We start from the raw sequence: 16,155 nt of genomic DNA, 5'->3' as shown, positions 1-16,155 counted from the left end.
ACCGACGCGGACGTAGACGGCGCACACATCCGCACATTATTATTGACCTTCTTCTACAGATACCAGCGATCGCTCATCGAGCAAGGTTTCATTTACATCGCCTGTCCCCCATTATACAAGGTAGAACGGGGACGCAATTATGAATATTGTTATAGCGATCGCGAACTCCAACAAGCCATAGCCAAATTCCCAGCCAACGCCAACTATACCATCCAACGCTTTAAAGGTTTAGGGGAAATGATGCCCGAACAACTCTGGACTACCACCATGAACCCCGAAACCCGCACCCTCAAGCAAGTAGAAATTGAAGATGCAGCCGAAGCCGATCGCATCTTTACCATTTTAATGGGCGATCGCGTCGCACCCAGACGCGAATTTATCGAAACCCACGGTTCTAAACTTAACCTCACAGATTTAGATATCTAATCTGTTGATAGTATCAATATTTAATTTCTCAATGGGTAATTGCTTAACATCAGTTACCCATTTTTTTCAATAGTCAACAGTCAATAGTCCATAGTCATTAGTCCATAGTCCATAGTCAACAGTCATTAGTCCATAGTCATTAGTTTTTCTCCCCCATCTCCCCCCACTCCCTCATCTCCCTCTCCCCAGTCCCAATCAAAAAATTTTGCATATTTTGACTAGTTAGCAAAAAATGTTTGATAGGATACATAGAGAATATTAAGTCAATCTATAACTTTTTCTGCATACACCGATGCACAAAATTTACCCAAAGTCAAGTATTTTAGACGAGGTTCGTAAATTTTTTATCATTTATCTCAGTAAGACAGATCAATATCAGTTTGTGAATTGGTTCATACTAGTTACAAATCAAAAAAGTATTTGTTAAGCTTGTATGGCAAAGTTAATCTTGGATTTCAGGCGACATGAGTATGATTATCTTGAGGGTTGAAGTCCACAAGATAAAGTTTTTTCTGTAAACTGCGTAATTTATTTCGCATTTTTCTTATATGAAGTCAGCCTGTAAAAACTTGGCAATTTTATCAATAGACTGGACGAACGTTTCCAAATAACGTTGCTAGCATTAGATTGTGTAGTGCTGGTAGCTCTTATCGGTATATTCTAGTTTACCGTTGAAAAAGCTACATATTCTGTCTTTGTTCGATAAAGTTTTGTCATAAGTTGACAAATATCTGTAATTTTGAATGTCAAATTCCTTTTTAATTGATTAAAATATCGTTGGATACAATAAAAAGAGTTTGTCAAGATTCTATGGGTGGAAATCTCGGCGGTGCGCTAATGTGTGAATAAGACCAAATCTGTAAAACCTTAATCGCTAGCCATCCGGCTAGAATGGCTCCAGGCTTTACACGAAGCTCAAGGCGATGAACCAGTAAAAAGTTAAGTTTCTCACAAGAAGCATCTCTATAGCTGTATGCACTTCTTTGGAAGTCCTCTCCAATTCTCCGGACTAATTTATTTATGAAGGAAATGTAAAAATGGGTGCGTTCATTGTTCTCGCCTCAATTAACATAAAATATACTGTTTCTAGGTAATTTATGTTTCGCACAATACCAGAAATTGTATGAAGGCGGCTTTAATTTCCTGAGTATGTAAAGATAACGGCAATGCAATTGCATAAAGCTTTAGAGAAAATTTAAGGGGATTACTACCACTTTCAACATCTTTTTGATATTGGAGGCTTCACCTTCCGTAATCAGTTCATGATTAATACACAAAAAGAGTGCAATTTTTGTGAAACAGGCTACAATCGGAACAGTCTTTATAAGAAAATCTGCCAACAGTCATAAATCATTTATATGCAGTGGTAATTTTTTTATCGAGACGAGTCTACTTTTAGACAAGCCAGTTAAAAGTGATTAGCCAAAGCTACACTTTTGGTTTGTACCGAGATAAATAAGTCAGCATTAACTGCTGATTTTTACAATGAGTCCCAAGTTCCTCTTTAGAGGAACAAAACGTCCGAAAAAGATTAGGGAAACGAACTTAAAACCCTATCTTCGATTGTCAACTAGCTCTGATTAAAAAGAGCAGTAGAACATCTTGAGTAATTGATTCTGCAAGGAGCATGAGGAACGCGGCATGAACCAGGCTAACAACGTACTCGATAGCATTTATCAGCCTGACCTAGAAATGATGAATCAGCCTGAGATCGAGTTAGAAGACCTCCTAATTGAAGAAGACGAGGACTTATTGCTCGCTGATGATGGCGACATTGATGAGTTTTTAGAGCCTCAGTCTGATGAGGACGACGCAAAGTCTGGAAAAGCCGCTAAGTCGCGTCGTCGCACACAAAGTAAGAAGAAGCACTACACCGAAGATTCCATTCGTCTGTACTTGCAAGAAATTGGTCGCATCCGTTTGTTGCGTGCAGATGAAGAAATTGAACTAGCAAGAAAAATTGCTGATTTATTGGAATTAGAGAGGGTAAGAGAACGGCTGTCAGAACAGTTAGAACGTGATCCCCGTGATAGTGAATGGGCAGAAGCAGTACAGATACCATTGCCCGCATTCCGTTACCGCCTGCACGTTGGCCGCAGAGCAAAAGATAAAATGGTGCAATCAAACTTGCGCCTTGTAGTTTCAATTGCCAAGAAATACATGAACCGTGGCTTATCTTTCCAAGATTTAATTCAGGAAGGAAGTCTGGGTTTGATTCGTGCGGCTGAGAAGTTCGACCATGAGAAAGGTTATAAGTTCTCCACCTACGCTACTTGGTGGATTCGCCAAGCCATTACTCGTGCGATCGCTGACCAATCTCGCACCATCCGTCTGCCGGTTCACCTCTACGAAACCATCTCCAGAATCAAGAAAACCACTAAACTATTGTCTCAGGAAATGGGACGCAAGCCAACAGAAGAAGAAATCGCTACTCGCATGGAAATGACCATCGAGAAACTGCGTTTCATCGCCAAATCTGCCCAGCTACCCATTTCCTTAGAAACACCCATCGGTAAAGAAGAAGATTCCCGCTTAGGCGACTTTATCGAATCCGACGGCGAAACCCCAGAAGACCAAGTTTCTAAAAACCTTCTGCGCGAAGATTTAGAAAAAGTCCTCGACAGCCTCAGCCCCCGCGAACGCGACGTTCTCCGCCTCCGCTACGGTCTAGATGACGGTCGCATGAAGACCTTAGAGGAAATTGGGCAAATCTTCAACGTCACCCGCGAACGTATTCGCCAAATCGAAGCCAAAGCACTCCGTAAGTTACGCCATCCCAACCGCAACAGCGTTCTGAAGGAATATATTCGTTAGTCAGTTGTCAGTGTTCGGTTGTCTTTTGTTTTTACAATTGACCACTGACAAATAACTTAAAAGCCTGGAAGTGTTGTTACACCTCCAGGTTTTTTTGTTTTTATAATCTATTTTTCTAGGTATTACATCAACTCCGGCTGCTCACTTAGGATATCTTTGGTTTAGTCGGTAATAGGTAATAGCGAATAGGTAATTGCTTTTTACCATGACCAATTATCAATTACCAATCCCCAAAATATGATAAGTGTTTAAGCGGAGATGATATTACAGAATACCCCAGAAGTGCAGGAAGCCTTGACCAGAGAACAGCTCAATCAATGCGGCTGCTAAAAAGCCAATCATTGCCAAGCGACCGTTCCAGATTTCGGCTTGAGGAGTGAAACCCCAACGCCAAGAATTGCGGTCTTCAACTACAGAAGCAGAGATTTTTGTTGTGTCTGTCATGGGTGGCACTCCAAATTAATTTTGATAAGGATTATTGCCGTATGTAAATTAATATAACAATATTTTTCGAGAATGCAACATTTATTTATATTTTTGTTGTTATAGATTAGTTGCAATAGTTAGGGGACAGGGGACAGGGGACAGGTGAGTCTAGTCCTGTAGGCGGTGAGTGCAGTGCTGCGGGAGGGTTTCCCTCCGCAGGCAACTGCCGAACCCGGAGGGGTTTCCCGCGCCCTGGGAACTGGCGAACCCGGAGGGTGATAGGTTCAAAAACTGATTGCTATCAAGATTTTATGATTCCTCCATGTCCTCATCTATGTGGCTACTGCCATACATACAGCAGTTTCGCTATTCGTGAAATACTGTAGAGACGTTACATGTAACGTCTCTACATGGTTTTGGGTTTTACGCTTGTACTTCATTTACCCAAAATATGCTGTATATGGGAATAGATAAAGCAAGGACAGCTACAAACAGATAATTGTATGGAGAATTATGTATATTGCCATTATTTAGCAACTATTTTAGCAGTAAGCTTCTGTTTTCCTTGATTGATAGGCAGTTAAGAGCTTTGTAAATTTTAATATCAAATATTATATTTGCTAATAACTTGCAATTAATGCAGATATTACAAGACAGGCGATCGCATTAGTAAGACCGATTCCACAAATCTTGGCAACACATTCATGATTTGTAGGGGCGTACAGCTGTACATCCCTACCCAGAAACCTGTCGCATTGTTTTTTGATTGGTATAAGAAGGTATGTGTGGCGATCGCTATTTTTCCCAGGCTAAAATTCACAGGTCGTACAAAGTCTTAAACCAGTTCACGAATACCTGTGCTTTTGGGTGCTGGGGATTGAAAATTTGATACTCAATAGCTTGATGCAATTGCCTTCCAGGGTCTTCCTGCCATGCTAGCCAAGTATAAATTTTTGCTTTATCTGTATCCGCATCTATAAATAACGCTCCCTGATTTTTTGCCTCAGCTACAACTTCCTTGGCGTATGTCCAAAGCAACTCACTCTCATCTGGAATCATATAAGCTAGAAAAGTCTCTAGCATCCCTTGCATCAGGTTATCTGGCATCATCCACACACCAAACTTAATTCCTGTGTTCGTAGTGTGGATTAGCCCTGTTGCTGGTATTTGTTGAGGAATATCAGGAATACTCTTTGCACAAGCATCTCTAATACTTTGCCAACGTCCTTGAGGGTCATCATCTGCATCTACCATTAAACCCAGGTGAGTCAGTCCTGATGCTTGTAACTCTGTTGATATGCGGTCTGAATCAATATTGCTACAACCACCACAATCATCTATTAATACAATTGCTTCCTTCTTGTTATTACCCCAAACAATTCCGTTTTTTTCTATCAATTCTGGTATGACTCGCAGGTCGTCTTTCCCCTCAACCAAAAGCTTCTTAGCTACGTAACCCCTTGGCATTACTAACGTACCTCAATTTCTCTTTCAGCAGCAATGACAATTTGAGGTTCTGTAAAGACTATACTTTTATCCTTACCTTGCTCAATTCTGTGGATTCTAATACCATCCTCAGCAGTATCATGTTGTTGAGCAATACTAGCTAAACTCATCCAACAATCACTATTATGAGTAGTGGCGAAAACCTGTACATTTAATCGTTTTGCAGTTTTCCAAATCATCCGCCACATATCAGACATTGCTGTAAAGTGCAGTCCGGTATCTATTTCATCAACAAATAAATATCCGTCTTTAGCACATACTGTAGCTAATGCAAGTCCTAACATACGCCACACCCCATCACCCATACTACCAATTGGTACGCGCTGGTTAATCTCAGATAACAGTACGAAAAAACCACCCCGCGAACCATCTAAAGAACCTCTAAATTTAATGGAACTTATTGGAGCGATGCGTTGAATTTTGGAATCAATTATATTAACTGCTTGCTCTACAAGTTTTTCCTCTGGTGTTAGTACAATTTGGTCAAATAGTTCAATCATCTTCTCAGCATCTAAAGAGGATGATGTGATAAATTGTACTTTTGATACTGCATTTTTAGTATCCCTACGAAACCTACGTGTATAGTCTATAGGTAGCCCTCCTTTGGAGGATAAAGGCCGCATTAAAGGTTCTTCTCCCCGCTTATTGTCCCAATTCATTATAAAAAGAAGTTGTTCAAATGAATCTATAAATTCTTGACCTTGAAGATCAGGATATTCATTAACCTGTGTAACATTAGTAACTACACGTGAGCCTATGGATACAACAAGCTCTTCTTGAAGATTGTCATTACAACCTATTATTGAAAATTTACTTCCTATGTCAATTTCATGTCCATAAAAAAGGTTGCGAACATCCAGTTCTTGCGAATTGTTAGAATTTTCATCAAAATAAAATTCACCCCGCTTAGTCATTGCTTGACGTAGTGGTTCAAGATTATTTCGTGAGCATAAGAGTTGAATGGCTTCTAGTATTGATGTTTTACCTGTATTATTTTTACCTACCAGCAGGTTGACTCTACCAAGCTGCTGAAGCTCGAAGGATTTAAAACCTCGAAAATTTTCTATTTTTACAGACTTCAACATAATTTTGTTAGGTGGTGATGAAATGGAAGTAAAAATATGTTTTAAAATTAGTAATTATGAATATTTATACTTTAGCAAAAAGTGGCGATCGCACTCCCTAATCCACGCCATCAATTTTCTCTTCCGGCTCTGCCACCCCAAAGTTTACTTTGTCGTATAAATCCTGTAAGCTAATCTCAAAGGGTACAGTAACGAGAGCGATCGCCTCATCCTCCTCATCATATTCCCGCAGATTCCATTGCTTTTTACCTGTTTTGGAAAACTGCTCTACATGAATCCGAGTTTGGTCAATTAATAAATATTCTTGAAAGCTAGGAATTGTTCGGTAAGCCTTAAATTTATCTTCACGGTCATACCCTTTAGTAGACTTTGATAAAACTTCCACAATTACCTGGGGATTGAGAATTGTATCTGTTCTATTGTTAAATAACTCAGCCTCTCCAGGCAAAATCATCACATCAGGATAAGTGTATATCCGTTTTTGAGCAATCCATAGACGAACATCACTCATGTAAACTCGGTAATTTCGTCTTTTGAAAGCAGAGTTTAACTCTGTACTTAAATTAAGAGCTAACTGATTATGATTTAATGTTCCGCCTGCCATAGGAATTATTTGTCCATCAATGTATTCGCTTTTATATTCAGCATTTTCCTCAAGTGCTAAATATTCTTCTGGTGTGTAGTATTTCTGTTGTGTTACTTGCATAATCCTCTAGAAAGTTTATTACAAATTATACTTTTATCCCCACAATCTTCTTCCGGCTTTGCCATTTAACCGATTATGGGTATCTTCTAATAATGTAGGAATATCTAACTTTTCTGGACACCGAGGTAAACAATCACCGCATTCTGTACAACGGTTTGCTTTCATTCCAGGGAACCAGTGACCAGCATTTTCAAACATTCCATAACGATATTGTCCGTAATCTGTCATGTTGTACGCCACTGCCAAATTACGTAATCTCAAAACTTCGGGAATATTGATTTTTTCTGGACAAGGTAAACAAGCATAGCATTGGCTACACTGTTGGGTTCCTAATACTGTTTTTTGATGATTTTCTAAACTTTGCAAAGTAGCAATTTCTGCTGGTGTTAACTCACCAACATTATCAGCAACTTGTAACGGTGCTACTAATTCTTCTGGCGTGGCTGGCCCTACACTTAAGGTAGTAATGCGTTTGTCACTTAAGAGAAATCTATAGTTTAATTCTAAAGGCGAAAAGGGATGACATAAATCTTTGAGGCTTTGAGGAGGCTGGTATAGCTTCCCGCCCTTATCGGCTGGGGAGATGATAAAAACGCCCATATCTTTGCTTGCGGCTAGGGCGATCGCATCTGCATTCCTGGGAAAAAAATAGTAGTAATGTAGATTGATAAACTCAAAAAAATCTGTGTTGATTGCTGCTAAAATTAACTCTAAAGCCCCGTGGGTGGAAAAACCAACGTGTCTAACTCGCCCGTCATTTATTGCTTCTTCCACAGCTTTCATGCAGCCATTTCTAGCTTGCACCCACTCCAGATGTTCCCAAGTATTTAAGCCGTGGATACCTAGACAATCTAAGTAATCTAAGTTCAACCTTTCTAGGGATTCATCAATATACCGACGCATCACATCAGCGTCAGATGTGGGGGGAATTTTAGTAGTTATATGAAGTTGTGAACGAGGTACAGACAACCCAGCTTTGATTGCTTCGCCAAAATACTCTTCACTTTTACCGTAACCTCTGGCTGTTTCTATATGATTAATTCCTAATGCTAAGGCTTTAGCAATAGTTTGCTGCACATTTTCGCTATCAGCTAAATAGCGCATTGTCCCTAAAGAAAAAACCGAGAGGTTTAGGTTAGTTTTGCCAAAGCGTCGGTAGTGCATGGTACTGAGTAATGAGTGCTGTTAGCGGTAGCGGGGCGTTCAGCCCGTCTTGAGTGAAGAAATCTCTGTTTGAGGATTTACGCCAAATCATTGAGAAACAAATAACAAAAGATAGGGCGTAAAAAAGTAAGGTTGAACAGATAAGTTAGCTCAAACCCTGTTCCTTATTTTTACTCAGAACTCGCTACTCGTTACTTTGCACTTTTCTAACTGTCACCATTACCAAAGCGCTTAATTAAATCCTCTGGACGAAGATTGGAGATAAATTCCTTGAAGGCTTGTTGTTCGGCTTCATCAGCGTCACGGTCTACAGGAATCGAAGCATCAGCAATTACCTCTTCCATCACCCAAATAGGGGTATTTGTACGGAGGGCAACAGCGATCGCATCGCTAGGACGTGCGTCAATTTCTTTCTTGACTTCGCCTTGCTGAAGAATCAAAGCTGCATAAAATGTATCCTTTTGTAAGGAATGAATCACCACTTTTTCCAGAGTCATGTTCCACGCCTCCAGAATATTCACAATTAGGTCATGGGTTAGGGGACGGGGAGGCTTTTGATTCTCCAGTGCGCCCATAATAGCCCTAGCCTGTTCCTGACCAATATAGATTGGTAAGGCGCGGCGATCAGAAGCGTCTTTCAACAAGACAATTGGGCTGCGGGTTATGGCATCTAATGCTATGCCAGCGACTTTCATTTCAATCATTGACTAAGCCTCTATCATCCTTCGAGATATCAAGGATAAGTGATAAATAATACCCTTTGTTGGGTAAGTAAAAGCAGGAATAAACATAGCGATCGCTCTTTAATAATTGTCTCTATTAAACTCCCAACTGGTTGTGAACACCAGAGTAATTCAAATGAGTCTTGATAGACAATCACCTTCTTCAACAAGTATGCCTTGGAAAAAACGTAATTGTGTTAATAACCTTATCGAAAAATTGGGTATAAAACCCCGTCCTTATAGAACGGCTTTTGGTAAAATATAAATTGTGGAAGGGTAATCAACCACGAAAAAAACCCAATTGCTGCCTCATCCGCAGACGCTGTACCTTGACAACTGAATCTTGTGGGTTCTACTTCGGAGTTCTAGTATTACCTGGAAGTAGGTAAAAGATTCACAGATACTAGACCAACAGCATTAAACTACAAACAAATTTTGCACGACAGTGGCGTAAGTGTGGGCATAGCCGCCCGACACACTGCCTCAGCAATGCAACTACGGTAGGGCATACCGAAAGTTAACGCTTGGGGAGAGAACCACCTCTGGTCTCGATACCGCAAGGGGTCGTGCGCTAAGTGGACTCGATGAACCAAGAATCCCCGCCCTAAAAGTGCGGTGAGTGTCAAAATAGATAAAGTCAGAAAATATACCCAAAATTTTTGTCATTCTTGTGAGAATTACCAGTTGATTTTCGGCCAAATTAAGTAATAAATAGAGTTAGTTTTACAAAATAGCCGTGTTTACAGGATTAATACAAGCTTTAGGAACAATCAAGCCTCTAGGGGGCGATTCTTGGCAAATTACTTGTGTGAGTCAATCATTATCAATTATGCAGGATTTGGCTTACGGTGACAGCGTGGCGGTGGATGGTGTTTGTCTGACGGTAGAAGAAATTTTAAAAGATGGGTTTATTGCTTCAGCTTCCCCGGAAACTCTTCGCCGCACCACTCTAGGCACTGAGCAAGCACAACAAGGATACGTCAATCTAGAAACTTCCTTAAGAGTTGGTGGTAAAGTCGGCGGTCACTTTGTCATGGGTCATGTAGATGGGGTGGGACAATTGCTAGGGTTAGAACAGACAGCCATTTCTTGGGAAATGACCTTCACTGCACCGGAAGCGATCGCACGTTACATTGTCCCCAAGGGTAGCATTACTGTCAATGGCATTAGTTTAACTGTAGCCGCCTACGAGCCAGAATTATCTCAGTTCACCGTCGCAGTAATTCCCCTGACATACGCTGAGACTAATCTTCGCTATCTTGTCCCCGGCGGCTTAGTCAATTTAGAAGGCGATATCTTAGGCAAATACGTCGAGAAATTCCTGCAACCCGGTCATCGACACAGCAACAATACAGATATCACACCTGGCTTTTTGGTAGAACACGGGTATATGTAGGGACAGTTATCAGTTATCAGTTATCAGTTATCAGTTATCAGTTATCAGCTTATTTCTACTGTTCACTGTTCACTGTTCACTGATAACTGATAACTGTTCACTGAAACACCTACTCCCTAACAGCCTGCGCTGTACGTGAATTCCTCAGCGATTGGCTGAGGGCAACTTGTAGCTGTACACCAGGGTCAACTGCCACCCAGCCATTTTGTGTGAGGTGACGGACTTCAAAGTGTAGGTGAGGGCCTGTCGAGTTGCCGGTGCTACCGACTCGCCCAATTACCATTCCTGGTTCTACCCATTGTCCAGGTTGGACTAGTAATTCAGACAAATGGGCGTAAAGGGTTTGTTGCGCCGAACCGTGACTAAGGATAACGGTTAAACCATAACCACCCAACCAATTGGAAGTTGTTACTTGACCTCTGGCTGCTGCTAAAACGGGTGTACCTGTGGGTGCGCCTAAGTCAATACCAGCGTGGAAGCGTTGATTACCTGTGATGGGGTGAACGCGCCAGCCGAACAAGGAGGTAATGGGAGAGGCTACAGCCAAAGGATACATTATGCCTGAACCACTATAGGCGATGGTATTAGTGTAAGGAATTTGTGGTAATACCGATGCCAGGGGAATGTCGTAAGCTACGGTGCTGACACGAGGCGCAACATTATCTTCTGCCATTGGTGGGGGTAGTGTACCACCACTGGGGGCGATGGGGGTGGCGCTGGTGGTTGTGGAGCTAATAAAATTGCTGGGGTTGGGAATAAAGCGATTAGGACGATAGGCAGTTTTGGTGACGCTACCAGTCCCAACTTCCGAATTGCGCCATGTGGTATTGTTATTGCTGCTAGCTACTAGCCGCCTTGTTGGCGTGAGGGTAGGTAACTGAGCCGTTTGGCTTCTTCTGAGCCAAGAGGGGGATGATTTGCCCGTGGAATTGGCTACACGCTGGTTATCTGAGGGTTTGGCGCAGGCGTTACCAATACCTTGCCCTGAAGACAAAACAGTGCGACAACCGCTAGAGCGTTCGGTAATAATTACAGAATTTGGGGCTTCATAAGTACCCGCAGTTTTCTCACTGTAATTGGTCGGGTCAATGTAGGCGTTGTTAAAATCCCTGGTTTTCTCGGCTGCAACACCACTGTTTGCAGGTTTGGCAAAGGCTGGGAGTTTATCTGTTGGGGAAGGTGTTGCTACTTCCGCCTCTTTGGTTGGTGTAACTTGGGGAGTTTGGGTAACTTGGGGTTTGACTTCTGGGTTTTTAGCCGGAGTAACGCGCGAAGTCTCTACCTGTGGTTTGGACTGTCTAACGCTAAAAACAGGTTCAGGAGAATCAGGTTTTGGTTGGGACTGTCTTGTTTGGGCTACTTCTGGCTTACGCAGTCTTTGTCTAAGCGTAGTTCTTCTGGAAGAGAATTTTGGCTCAGTTGGTGATGCTGCCGGTATAACAATATCTTTTTTTACAGTAGTTGTGCCTGCTGTTGGCTGGGCATTTTCAATAGTAGGAACGATGTTATCTATTGATGTTTCGGTTTGAGCAACCACGAAGCCGCCACTTAAGAGGCTAACGCTACTTAACAAACACAAACCCTGTGCTGGTAAAGTATAAGCTAGGCCTTTTGTGGTCTGACCTTGCGGCTGTGTTGGGTGTAATTGGTTACGGGCAGAGTTATTGCGCTGCGTCATTTGTGTCTCAGTTATGTTTAATTATGCTAAACAGATGATGGCAATAGTTTGTCTAGCCCAAAGAGCGGTATTTAAAACAAACTTTATAATATGCCTAAAGACTTACGATAACCCAAACTAATTGTACCGGGTTCTAGAGAAAGTTCTGATGTTTTGATGTCAGTTATGCCATCTGTTTCTAGAGACAGGCGCAAATTCCCTTGTGGTGTAACTCCCACCACAATCCCAGAAAGATCATTGACTTGTACGCGATCGCCCATATTCACCAATAATTCAGAATAGCGAGACAAAAGTATGCTAATTCCTTCCTGAAAAAGGCAAGCCATACCGGACTCTATCCCCAGTAACACCTTACTGGTTAAGGTTTCTAAACATGAGATAGGTTGATCTACTAGGTCAGCTTGCCATGATGCTAAGTTAATTCCTGTCTCCGGTACGGGATTAGCCCAGTTAATACCTACGCCAACCACGGCTTGCGAAATCTTACCTTGATTGATTTTTGTTTCTGTTAAAATCCCGCCTAGTTTTCCCCCCTCCAAAACTAAATCATTCGGCCATTTAATCCCCACATTCACACCAACTTGGCGCAATTGGTCAGCAATACCCCAAGCACTAGCCAAGGTTAATTGATAGCTAGCATTCGCTGCTAATTTGGGTGTAATGGCTACAGACACATATAATCCCCCAACTGGGGAAACCCATTGACGACCCCATTGTCCCCGTCCGGCTGTCTGTTGTGTAGCAATAACTACACAGCCTGCACCTGCGCCTTGGTCGATTAACTCCCAGAGGGTGCGGTTAGTTGAGGCGACACTAGGGAAAATATGCAGAGAAAATGGTAAGTAAGCGTTCTGCCTTCTTTCCAAGACAGATTCTAATTTTTGCTGATTAAATTCCACAGCCATTACCCGAAATCCCGTCGTTCAAGTTAGCATGAATTGGCTGATGAGTGATTTTCTGTTTAGGTTTGGTTCAAGATGCACACTTGGCACTGGCACAATTGGGAAGGACTATCTTATTTAAGTTGTAGTCTCTTGGGAGATTGGCAACACGGCTTTTTTACCCAGCAATTTTGGCCGCGATCGCCCGATGAGTTAACGCAGGTGCTGCATCCAGAAGCATCAGCATATCGCTTGAAACAGGTTCATGGCAATACTGTTCTCACCCCACAAGAGGTTGATAGTCAAACTGATGGCAATACAGAGGATGCTGTTTTAGCCTCAGCCGATGGTTTGGTGAGTCAGCAACCTTTACAAGCTGTATGGGTAGCCAGCGCTGATTGTACACCAGTTTTGATTGGGGATGTGAAAACCGGACAAGTAGCAGCCCTCCATGCGGGTTGGCGCGGTACAGCCAAGAAAATTGTTCCCCATGCGATCGCCCGGATGCAGTCCCACGGTAGTCAGTTAGCAGACTTACGCATCGCCCTGGGGCCAGCGATCGCTGGTGAGGTTTATCAAGTCTCTGTGGAAGTAGCTGCGGAAATAGGGGCTAGTATTATACCACATGATGACGCTCACAACATCATCAATTTATTACACGAGTTACCCCATTCACCTTTACTAGCCGACCCAGTACCGGGAAGAGTTAGAGTTGATGTGAGAAGAGTCAATGTTTTGCAGTTAGAAAACTTAGGTATTAGCCAAGAGCAAATAGCGATCGCTCCCTATTGTACATACCAAACCCCTGAACATTTCTTTTCTTACCGCCGTGAGCAGCAGAAAAAAGTCCAATGGTCAGGAATTGTTAGTCAATAGTCAATAGTCAATAGTCAATAGTCAATAGTCATTAGTCAATAGTCATTAGTCAATAGTCATTAGTCAATAGTCAATAGTCATTAGTCATTAGTCATTAGTCATTAGTTCTTGACAACTATCAACTGACCTGAATTTTCACGTTATGTGGAAAAGCGTTCCGTCAGACCTAACCCCCCAACCCCCTTCCCTACAAGGGAAGGGGGAGAAATCAAAGCCTCTCTCCTTGTAGGAGAGAGGTTTGGAGAGAGGTCTTCCAGATCCCGTGAAAAGTCAGGACAACTGTCAACTGTCAACTGTCAACTGTCAACTGATAACTGATAACTGATAACTGACCCTAACCTACCCGTTGGCTATAAATCAAAAATCCTGTTTGCATTAGTCCGACAACAAAGCCTAAAATTCCACCTAGAGTTACAATTGCCTGTAATTCATTTTTGACAATTCCTTCAATTCCTGCTTCTAAATCAGCCGGAGAAGTTGCTTTTACACGGTCAACAATTACTTGGTCTATTGACAAAATAGGAATTATTTGGGCAACAATAACTTCTAAATCTTTTTCTAAATATCGTTCTAAAATTAGGGCTAATTCTTGGCTGACAACTTCTAAAGAACTCATAACTACGGGTGAAGTACTCAGCCGATTTAACAGTAATTCGGCGATATGTTCCCAGTTAATCGAGTCTGTAAATCCTTGTAGTAAATCACTACCACTAGTTTGGATATAATGACGGACGGTTTCTCTTGTAGTTTTTCGTAGTTGTCTAACTGTGCCGATTGGTAAATTTTGCAATGTTAAATTTTGGAAGATTCTTTTGAAGCGATCGCGCATCTGTAAATCTTGAATTAACTCTTTTAAGCGATTATTTGTGTCTTCCTTTTCATCTAAACAAAAGGTGCGTAGCCTGGTAAGACTATTTCGCAAACCAAATAAATTTGCTACTACCCAATAAGTCCCACTGGTTTTTTCCCGAAAGCTTTCATCAATAATTTGGATTGTGCGATCGGTTAAAAAATCTATAATTGTTTGTCTGAGGACATCTGGAGGTAAAACGACTTCTAATAACCAATCAGCTAGTCTAGTCGCTTGTTCTTCGGTTAGTTGTAATTCTAATAATACTTGGTCAAAAATTTGATTAATTTGTGCTTCTAAGAAATCCTCTTTTCTCGCCAACACCTTTAGCAATCTGGGCAAAGATTCTCCCAACAAATCACGCAAAATTCCGGCAACAATTTTACTACTTTTCTGGTTAGTATCATTTTTGATTTGATCTATAGCCAGTTGTAACAACCAGTAAATTGCACCTTGTACCCGTTCGGTTTCTAATAAACGTCGGGCCAGTTTTTGCAATTCATCTGGTGTCAGTAACGACCCCATGATTGTATCGGAAATATTCTTTGCCAAACGTTCCTGGTTAGCAGGAATCAATCCAGGGGTAAATGGAACTCTTCGTCCGCCAATATAAATTGCTCGGTAGGGACGAAATAGCATTTTGATGGCTACATCATTTGTGAAATAGCCAATAATTCCACCCAGGAGTGGGGGCGATACATACAACCAAAGATGTGACCAATCCACTGTTTTTTCAGTTAGGAATGGGAATTGGGTATTGGGGACTGGGGATTGGGGATTGGGTAATAATTTATTTTATTACCAATGACCAATGACCAATGACCAATGACCAATTACCTATTTAATAATTGTCAATACTCCCATCATACCGTTCGCGATGGGATAGTGTGTGGCTGAGTTAAAACCAACTTGACGGGCTATCTCTACTTGTTCTTTACCGTTGGGGAAGCGGTCTAAGCTGGGACTGATGTAAGCATACTCTTCCTTAACCCCCAAGCGATCGGCTAATGGTACAACTATACTATCTAGATACCACTGCTGAAAGCTGCGAAATTGTTGATTATAAGGTCGATGAAAATCTAAAATTGCCGCTTTTGCACCGGGTTTGAGAACGCGATGCAATTCTTGCAGGCTACGAGGTATATCTGTAACATTTCTTAAGCCGTAGCCCATCGTCGCCGCATCAAATTGATGATCATCAAAAGGTAAATTCAGCACGTCGCCTTCTACCCAGAAAATATTGGGTTGAGGATATTGGGTTTGGGAGCGTTGTTTGGCAGTTTCTAGGAGGTTGGGTGAGAAATCCACAGCGTATACTTGGCCTTTTGCGCCTACACGCCGCGCTAAACGAAAGGCTAAGTCACCGCTTCCGCAACATAAATCTAAGCAAGTATCGCCTGGTTTAGCTTCAGACCATTTAATCGCCATCTCTTTCCAAATGCGGTGTTGTCCTAGACTTAACCAATCATTCAATTGGTCGTAGACGGGGGCGATACGGTCAAAAATGGCACGGATTTCGTTTGTCATTGGTCATTAGTCATTAGTCATTAGTCAGGAGGCAGAAGGCAGGAGGAACAGTTCTTTAATGCGCGAATTTTGCGGAAAGTTTCCAAGACGAATTTTGA

Annotated in this window: 14 protein-coding genes and 1 pseudogene; 4 read left to right on the top strand and 11 right to left on the bottom strand. The window is 41.9% G+C overall.

The window, feature by feature from the left end; genetic code table 11:
- Window positions 1-426 (top strand): annotated as a pseudogene (locus tag H6G83_RS36250) (DNA topoisomerase IV subunit B); the annotation flags it as partial.
- 1,641 nt (window positions 427-2,067) lie between these two features.
- Window positions 2,068-3,240, top strand: coding sequence for an RNA polymerase sigma factor RpoD (rpoD, locus tag H6G83_RS16950; RefSeq protein ID WP_190474394.1), 1,173 nt, complete (start codon window positions 2,068-2,070; stop codon window positions 3,238-3,240).
- 264 nt (window positions 3,241-3,504) lie between these two features.
- On the opposite strand, the gene H6G83_RS16945 is transcribed toward rpoD, so the two are convergent.
- The 7 genes from H6G83_RS16945 to H6G83_RS16915 all read right to left on the bottom strand — a co-directional run bounded on the left by H6G83_RS16945 (window position 3,505) and on the right by H6G83_RS16915 (window position 8,831).
- A complete protein-coding gene (locus H6G83_RS16945) occupies window positions 3,505-3,684 on the bottom strand; it encodes a chlorophyll a/b-binding protein (protein WP_067763960.1) in 180 nt (59 codons plus the stop codon).
- A gap of 628 nt (window positions 3,685-4,312) precedes the next feature.
- Entirely contained in the window at window positions 4,313-4,486 is a 174-nt protein-coding gene (locus H6G83_RS16940; RefSeq protein ID WP_190474392.1) for a hypothetical protein, read from the bottom strand.
- Window positions 4,483-5,133, bottom strand: a complete 651-nt coding sequence (locus H6G83_RS16935; RefSeq protein WP_190474390.1) for a DUF3226 domain-containing protein — start codon at window positions 5,131-5,133, stop codon at window positions 4,483-4,485. The genes H6G83_RS16940 and H6G83_RS16935 overlap by 4 nt, the downstream gene beginning before the upstream one ends.
- Window positions 5,134-5,135: 2 nt before the next feature.
- Complete coding sequence (locus tag H6G83_RS16930; RefSeq protein ID WP_190474388.1) at window positions 5,136-6,257, bottom strand: AAA family ATPase; 1,122 nt, start codon at window positions 6,255-6,257, stop codon at window positions 5,136-5,138.
- Between the two features lie 97 nt (window positions 6,258-6,354).
- On the bottom strand, window positions 6,355-6,963 hold the full coding sequence (locus tag H6G83_RS16925) for a Uma2 family endonuclease (RefSeq protein ID WP_190474386.1): 609 nt from the start codon (window positions 6,961-6,963) through the stop codon (window positions 6,355-6,357).
- A 33-nt stretch (window positions 6,964-6,996) separates the two neighbouring features.
- Window positions 6,997-8,127, bottom strand: coding sequence for an aldo/keto reductase (locus tag H6G83_RS16920; RefSeq protein ID WP_190474383.1), 1,131 nt, complete (start codon window positions 8,125-8,127; stop codon window positions 6,997-6,999).
- A gap of 206 nt (window positions 8,128-8,333) precedes the next feature.
- Window positions 8,334-8,831 carry a bifunctional nuclease family protein gene (locus H6G83_RS16915; protein WP_190474381.1) on the bottom strand — a complete coding sequence of 166 codons (498 nt, stop codon included), beginning with the start codon at window positions 8,829-8,831 and terminating at the stop codon, window positions 8,334-8,336.
- A gap of 754 nt (window positions 8,832-9,585) precedes the next feature.
- Between H6G83_RS16915 and H6G83_RS16910 the strand changes: the two genes are divergently transcribed.
- Window positions 9,586-10,245, top strand: a complete 660-nt coding sequence (locus tag H6G83_RS16910; RefSeq protein ID WP_190474379.1) for a riboflavin synthase — start codon at window positions 9,586-9,588, stop codon at window positions 10,243-10,245.
- Window positions 10,246-10,354: 109 nt separating this feature from the next.
- On the opposite strand, the gene H6G83_RS16905 is transcribed toward H6G83_RS16910, so the two are convergent.
- The gene (locus tag H6G83_RS16905; RefSeq protein ID WP_190474377.1) at window positions 10,355-11,923 is read right to left on the bottom strand and encodes a peptidoglycan DD-metalloendopeptidase family protein; all 1,569 of its coding nucleotides are present in this window, start codon (window positions 11,921-11,923) and stop codon (window positions 10,355-10,357) included.
- An 83-nt stretch (window positions 11,924-12,006) separates the two neighbouring features.
- Window positions 12,007-12,828 (bottom strand): biotin--[acetyl-CoA-carboxylase] ligase, encoded by an 822-nt coding sequence (locus tag H6G83_RS16900; protein ID WP_190474375.1) that lies wholly within the window; start codon window positions 12,826-12,828, stop codon window positions 12,007-12,009.
- A 72-nt stretch (window positions 12,829-12,900) separates the two neighbouring features.
- Here H6G83_RS16900 and pgeF point away from each other — a divergent pair, with 72 nt between their 5' ends.
- Window positions 12,901-13,680 carry a peptidoglycan editing factor PgeF gene (gene pgeF, locus H6G83_RS16895; RefSeq protein WP_190474373.1) on the top strand — a complete coding sequence of 260 codons (780 nt, stop codon included), beginning with the start codon at window positions 12,901-12,903 and terminating at the stop codon, window positions 13,678-13,680.
- Between the two features lie 334 nt (window positions 13,681-14,014).
- On the opposite strand, the gene H6G83_RS16890 is transcribed toward pgeF, so the two are convergent.
- Both H6G83_RS16890 and ubiE read right to left on the bottom strand, forming a co-directional pair.
- Entirely contained in the window at window positions 14,015-15,256 is a 1,242-nt protein-coding gene (locus H6G83_RS16890) for a DUF445 domain-containing protein (protein ID WP_190474371.1), read from the bottom strand.
- Window positions 15,257-15,367: 111 nt separating this feature from the next.
- Window positions 15,368-16,057, bottom strand: a complete 690-nt coding sequence (gene ubiE, locus H6G83_RS16885) for a bifunctional demethylmenaquinone methyltransferase/2-methoxy-6-polyprenyl-1,4-benzoquinol methylase UbiE (protein ID WP_190474369.1) — start codon at window positions 16,055-16,057, stop codon at window positions 15,368-15,370.
- Window positions 16,058-16,155 lie beyond the last annotated feature (98 nt).

This window comes from Anabaena azotica FACHB-119, from assembly GCF_014697625.1.
Lineage (GTDB): Bacteria > Cyanobacteriota > Cyanobacteriia > Cyanobacteriales > Nostocaceae > Trichormus > Trichormus azoticus_A.
This window is presented reverse-complemented; position numbering and strand designations above follow the sequence as displayed.

What these genes read in the sequence shown, in the direction of transcription:
- pgeF (WP_190474373.1), top strand. Translation starts at nt 12,901, where the DNA reads ATGCACACTTGGCACTGGCACAATTGGGAAGGACTATCTTATTTAAGT.
- H6G83_RS16905 (WP_190474377.1), bottom strand. Translation starts at nt 11,923, where the DNA reads ATGACGCAGCGCAATAACTCTGCCCGTAACCAATTACACCCAACACAG.
- H6G83_RS16920 (WP_190474383.1), bottom strand. Translation starts at nt 8,127, where the DNA reads ATGCACTACCGACGCTTTGGCAAAACTAACCTAAACCTCTCGGTTTTT.
- H6G83_RS16935 (WP_190474390.1), bottom strand. Translation starts at nt 5,133, where the DNA reads ATGCCAAGGGGTTACGTAGCTAAGAAGCTTTTGGTTGAGGGGAAAGAC.
- H6G83_RS16930 (WP_190474388.1), bottom strand. Translation starts at nt 6,257, where the DNA reads ATGTTGAAGTCTGTAAAAATAGAAAATTTTCGAGGTTTTAAATCCTTC.
- H6G83_RS16915 (WP_190474381.1), bottom strand. Translation starts at nt 8,831, where the DNA reads ATGATTGAAATGAAAGTCGCTGGCATAGCATTAGATGCCATAACCCGC.
- rpoD (WP_190474394.1), top strand. Translation starts at nt 2,068, where the DNA reads ATGAACCAGGCTAACAACGTACTCGATAGCATTTATCAGCCTGACCTA.
- ubiE (WP_190474369.1), bottom strand. Translation starts at nt 16,057, where the DNA reads ATGACAAACGAAATCCGTGCCATTTTTGACCGTATCGCCCCCGTCTAC.
- H6G83_RS16925 (WP_190474386.1), bottom strand. Translation starts at nt 6,963, where the DNA reads ATGCAAGTAACACAACAGAAATACTACACACCAGAAGAATATTTAGCA.
- H6G83_RS16900 (WP_190474375.1), bottom strand. Translation starts at nt 12,828, where the DNA reads ATGGCTGTGGAATTTAATCAGCAAAAATTAGAATCTGTCTTGGAAAGA.
- H6G83_RS16945 (WP_067763960.1), bottom strand. Translation starts at nt 3,684, where the DNA reads ATGACAGACACAACAAAAATCTCTGCTTCTGTAGTTGAAGACCGCAAT.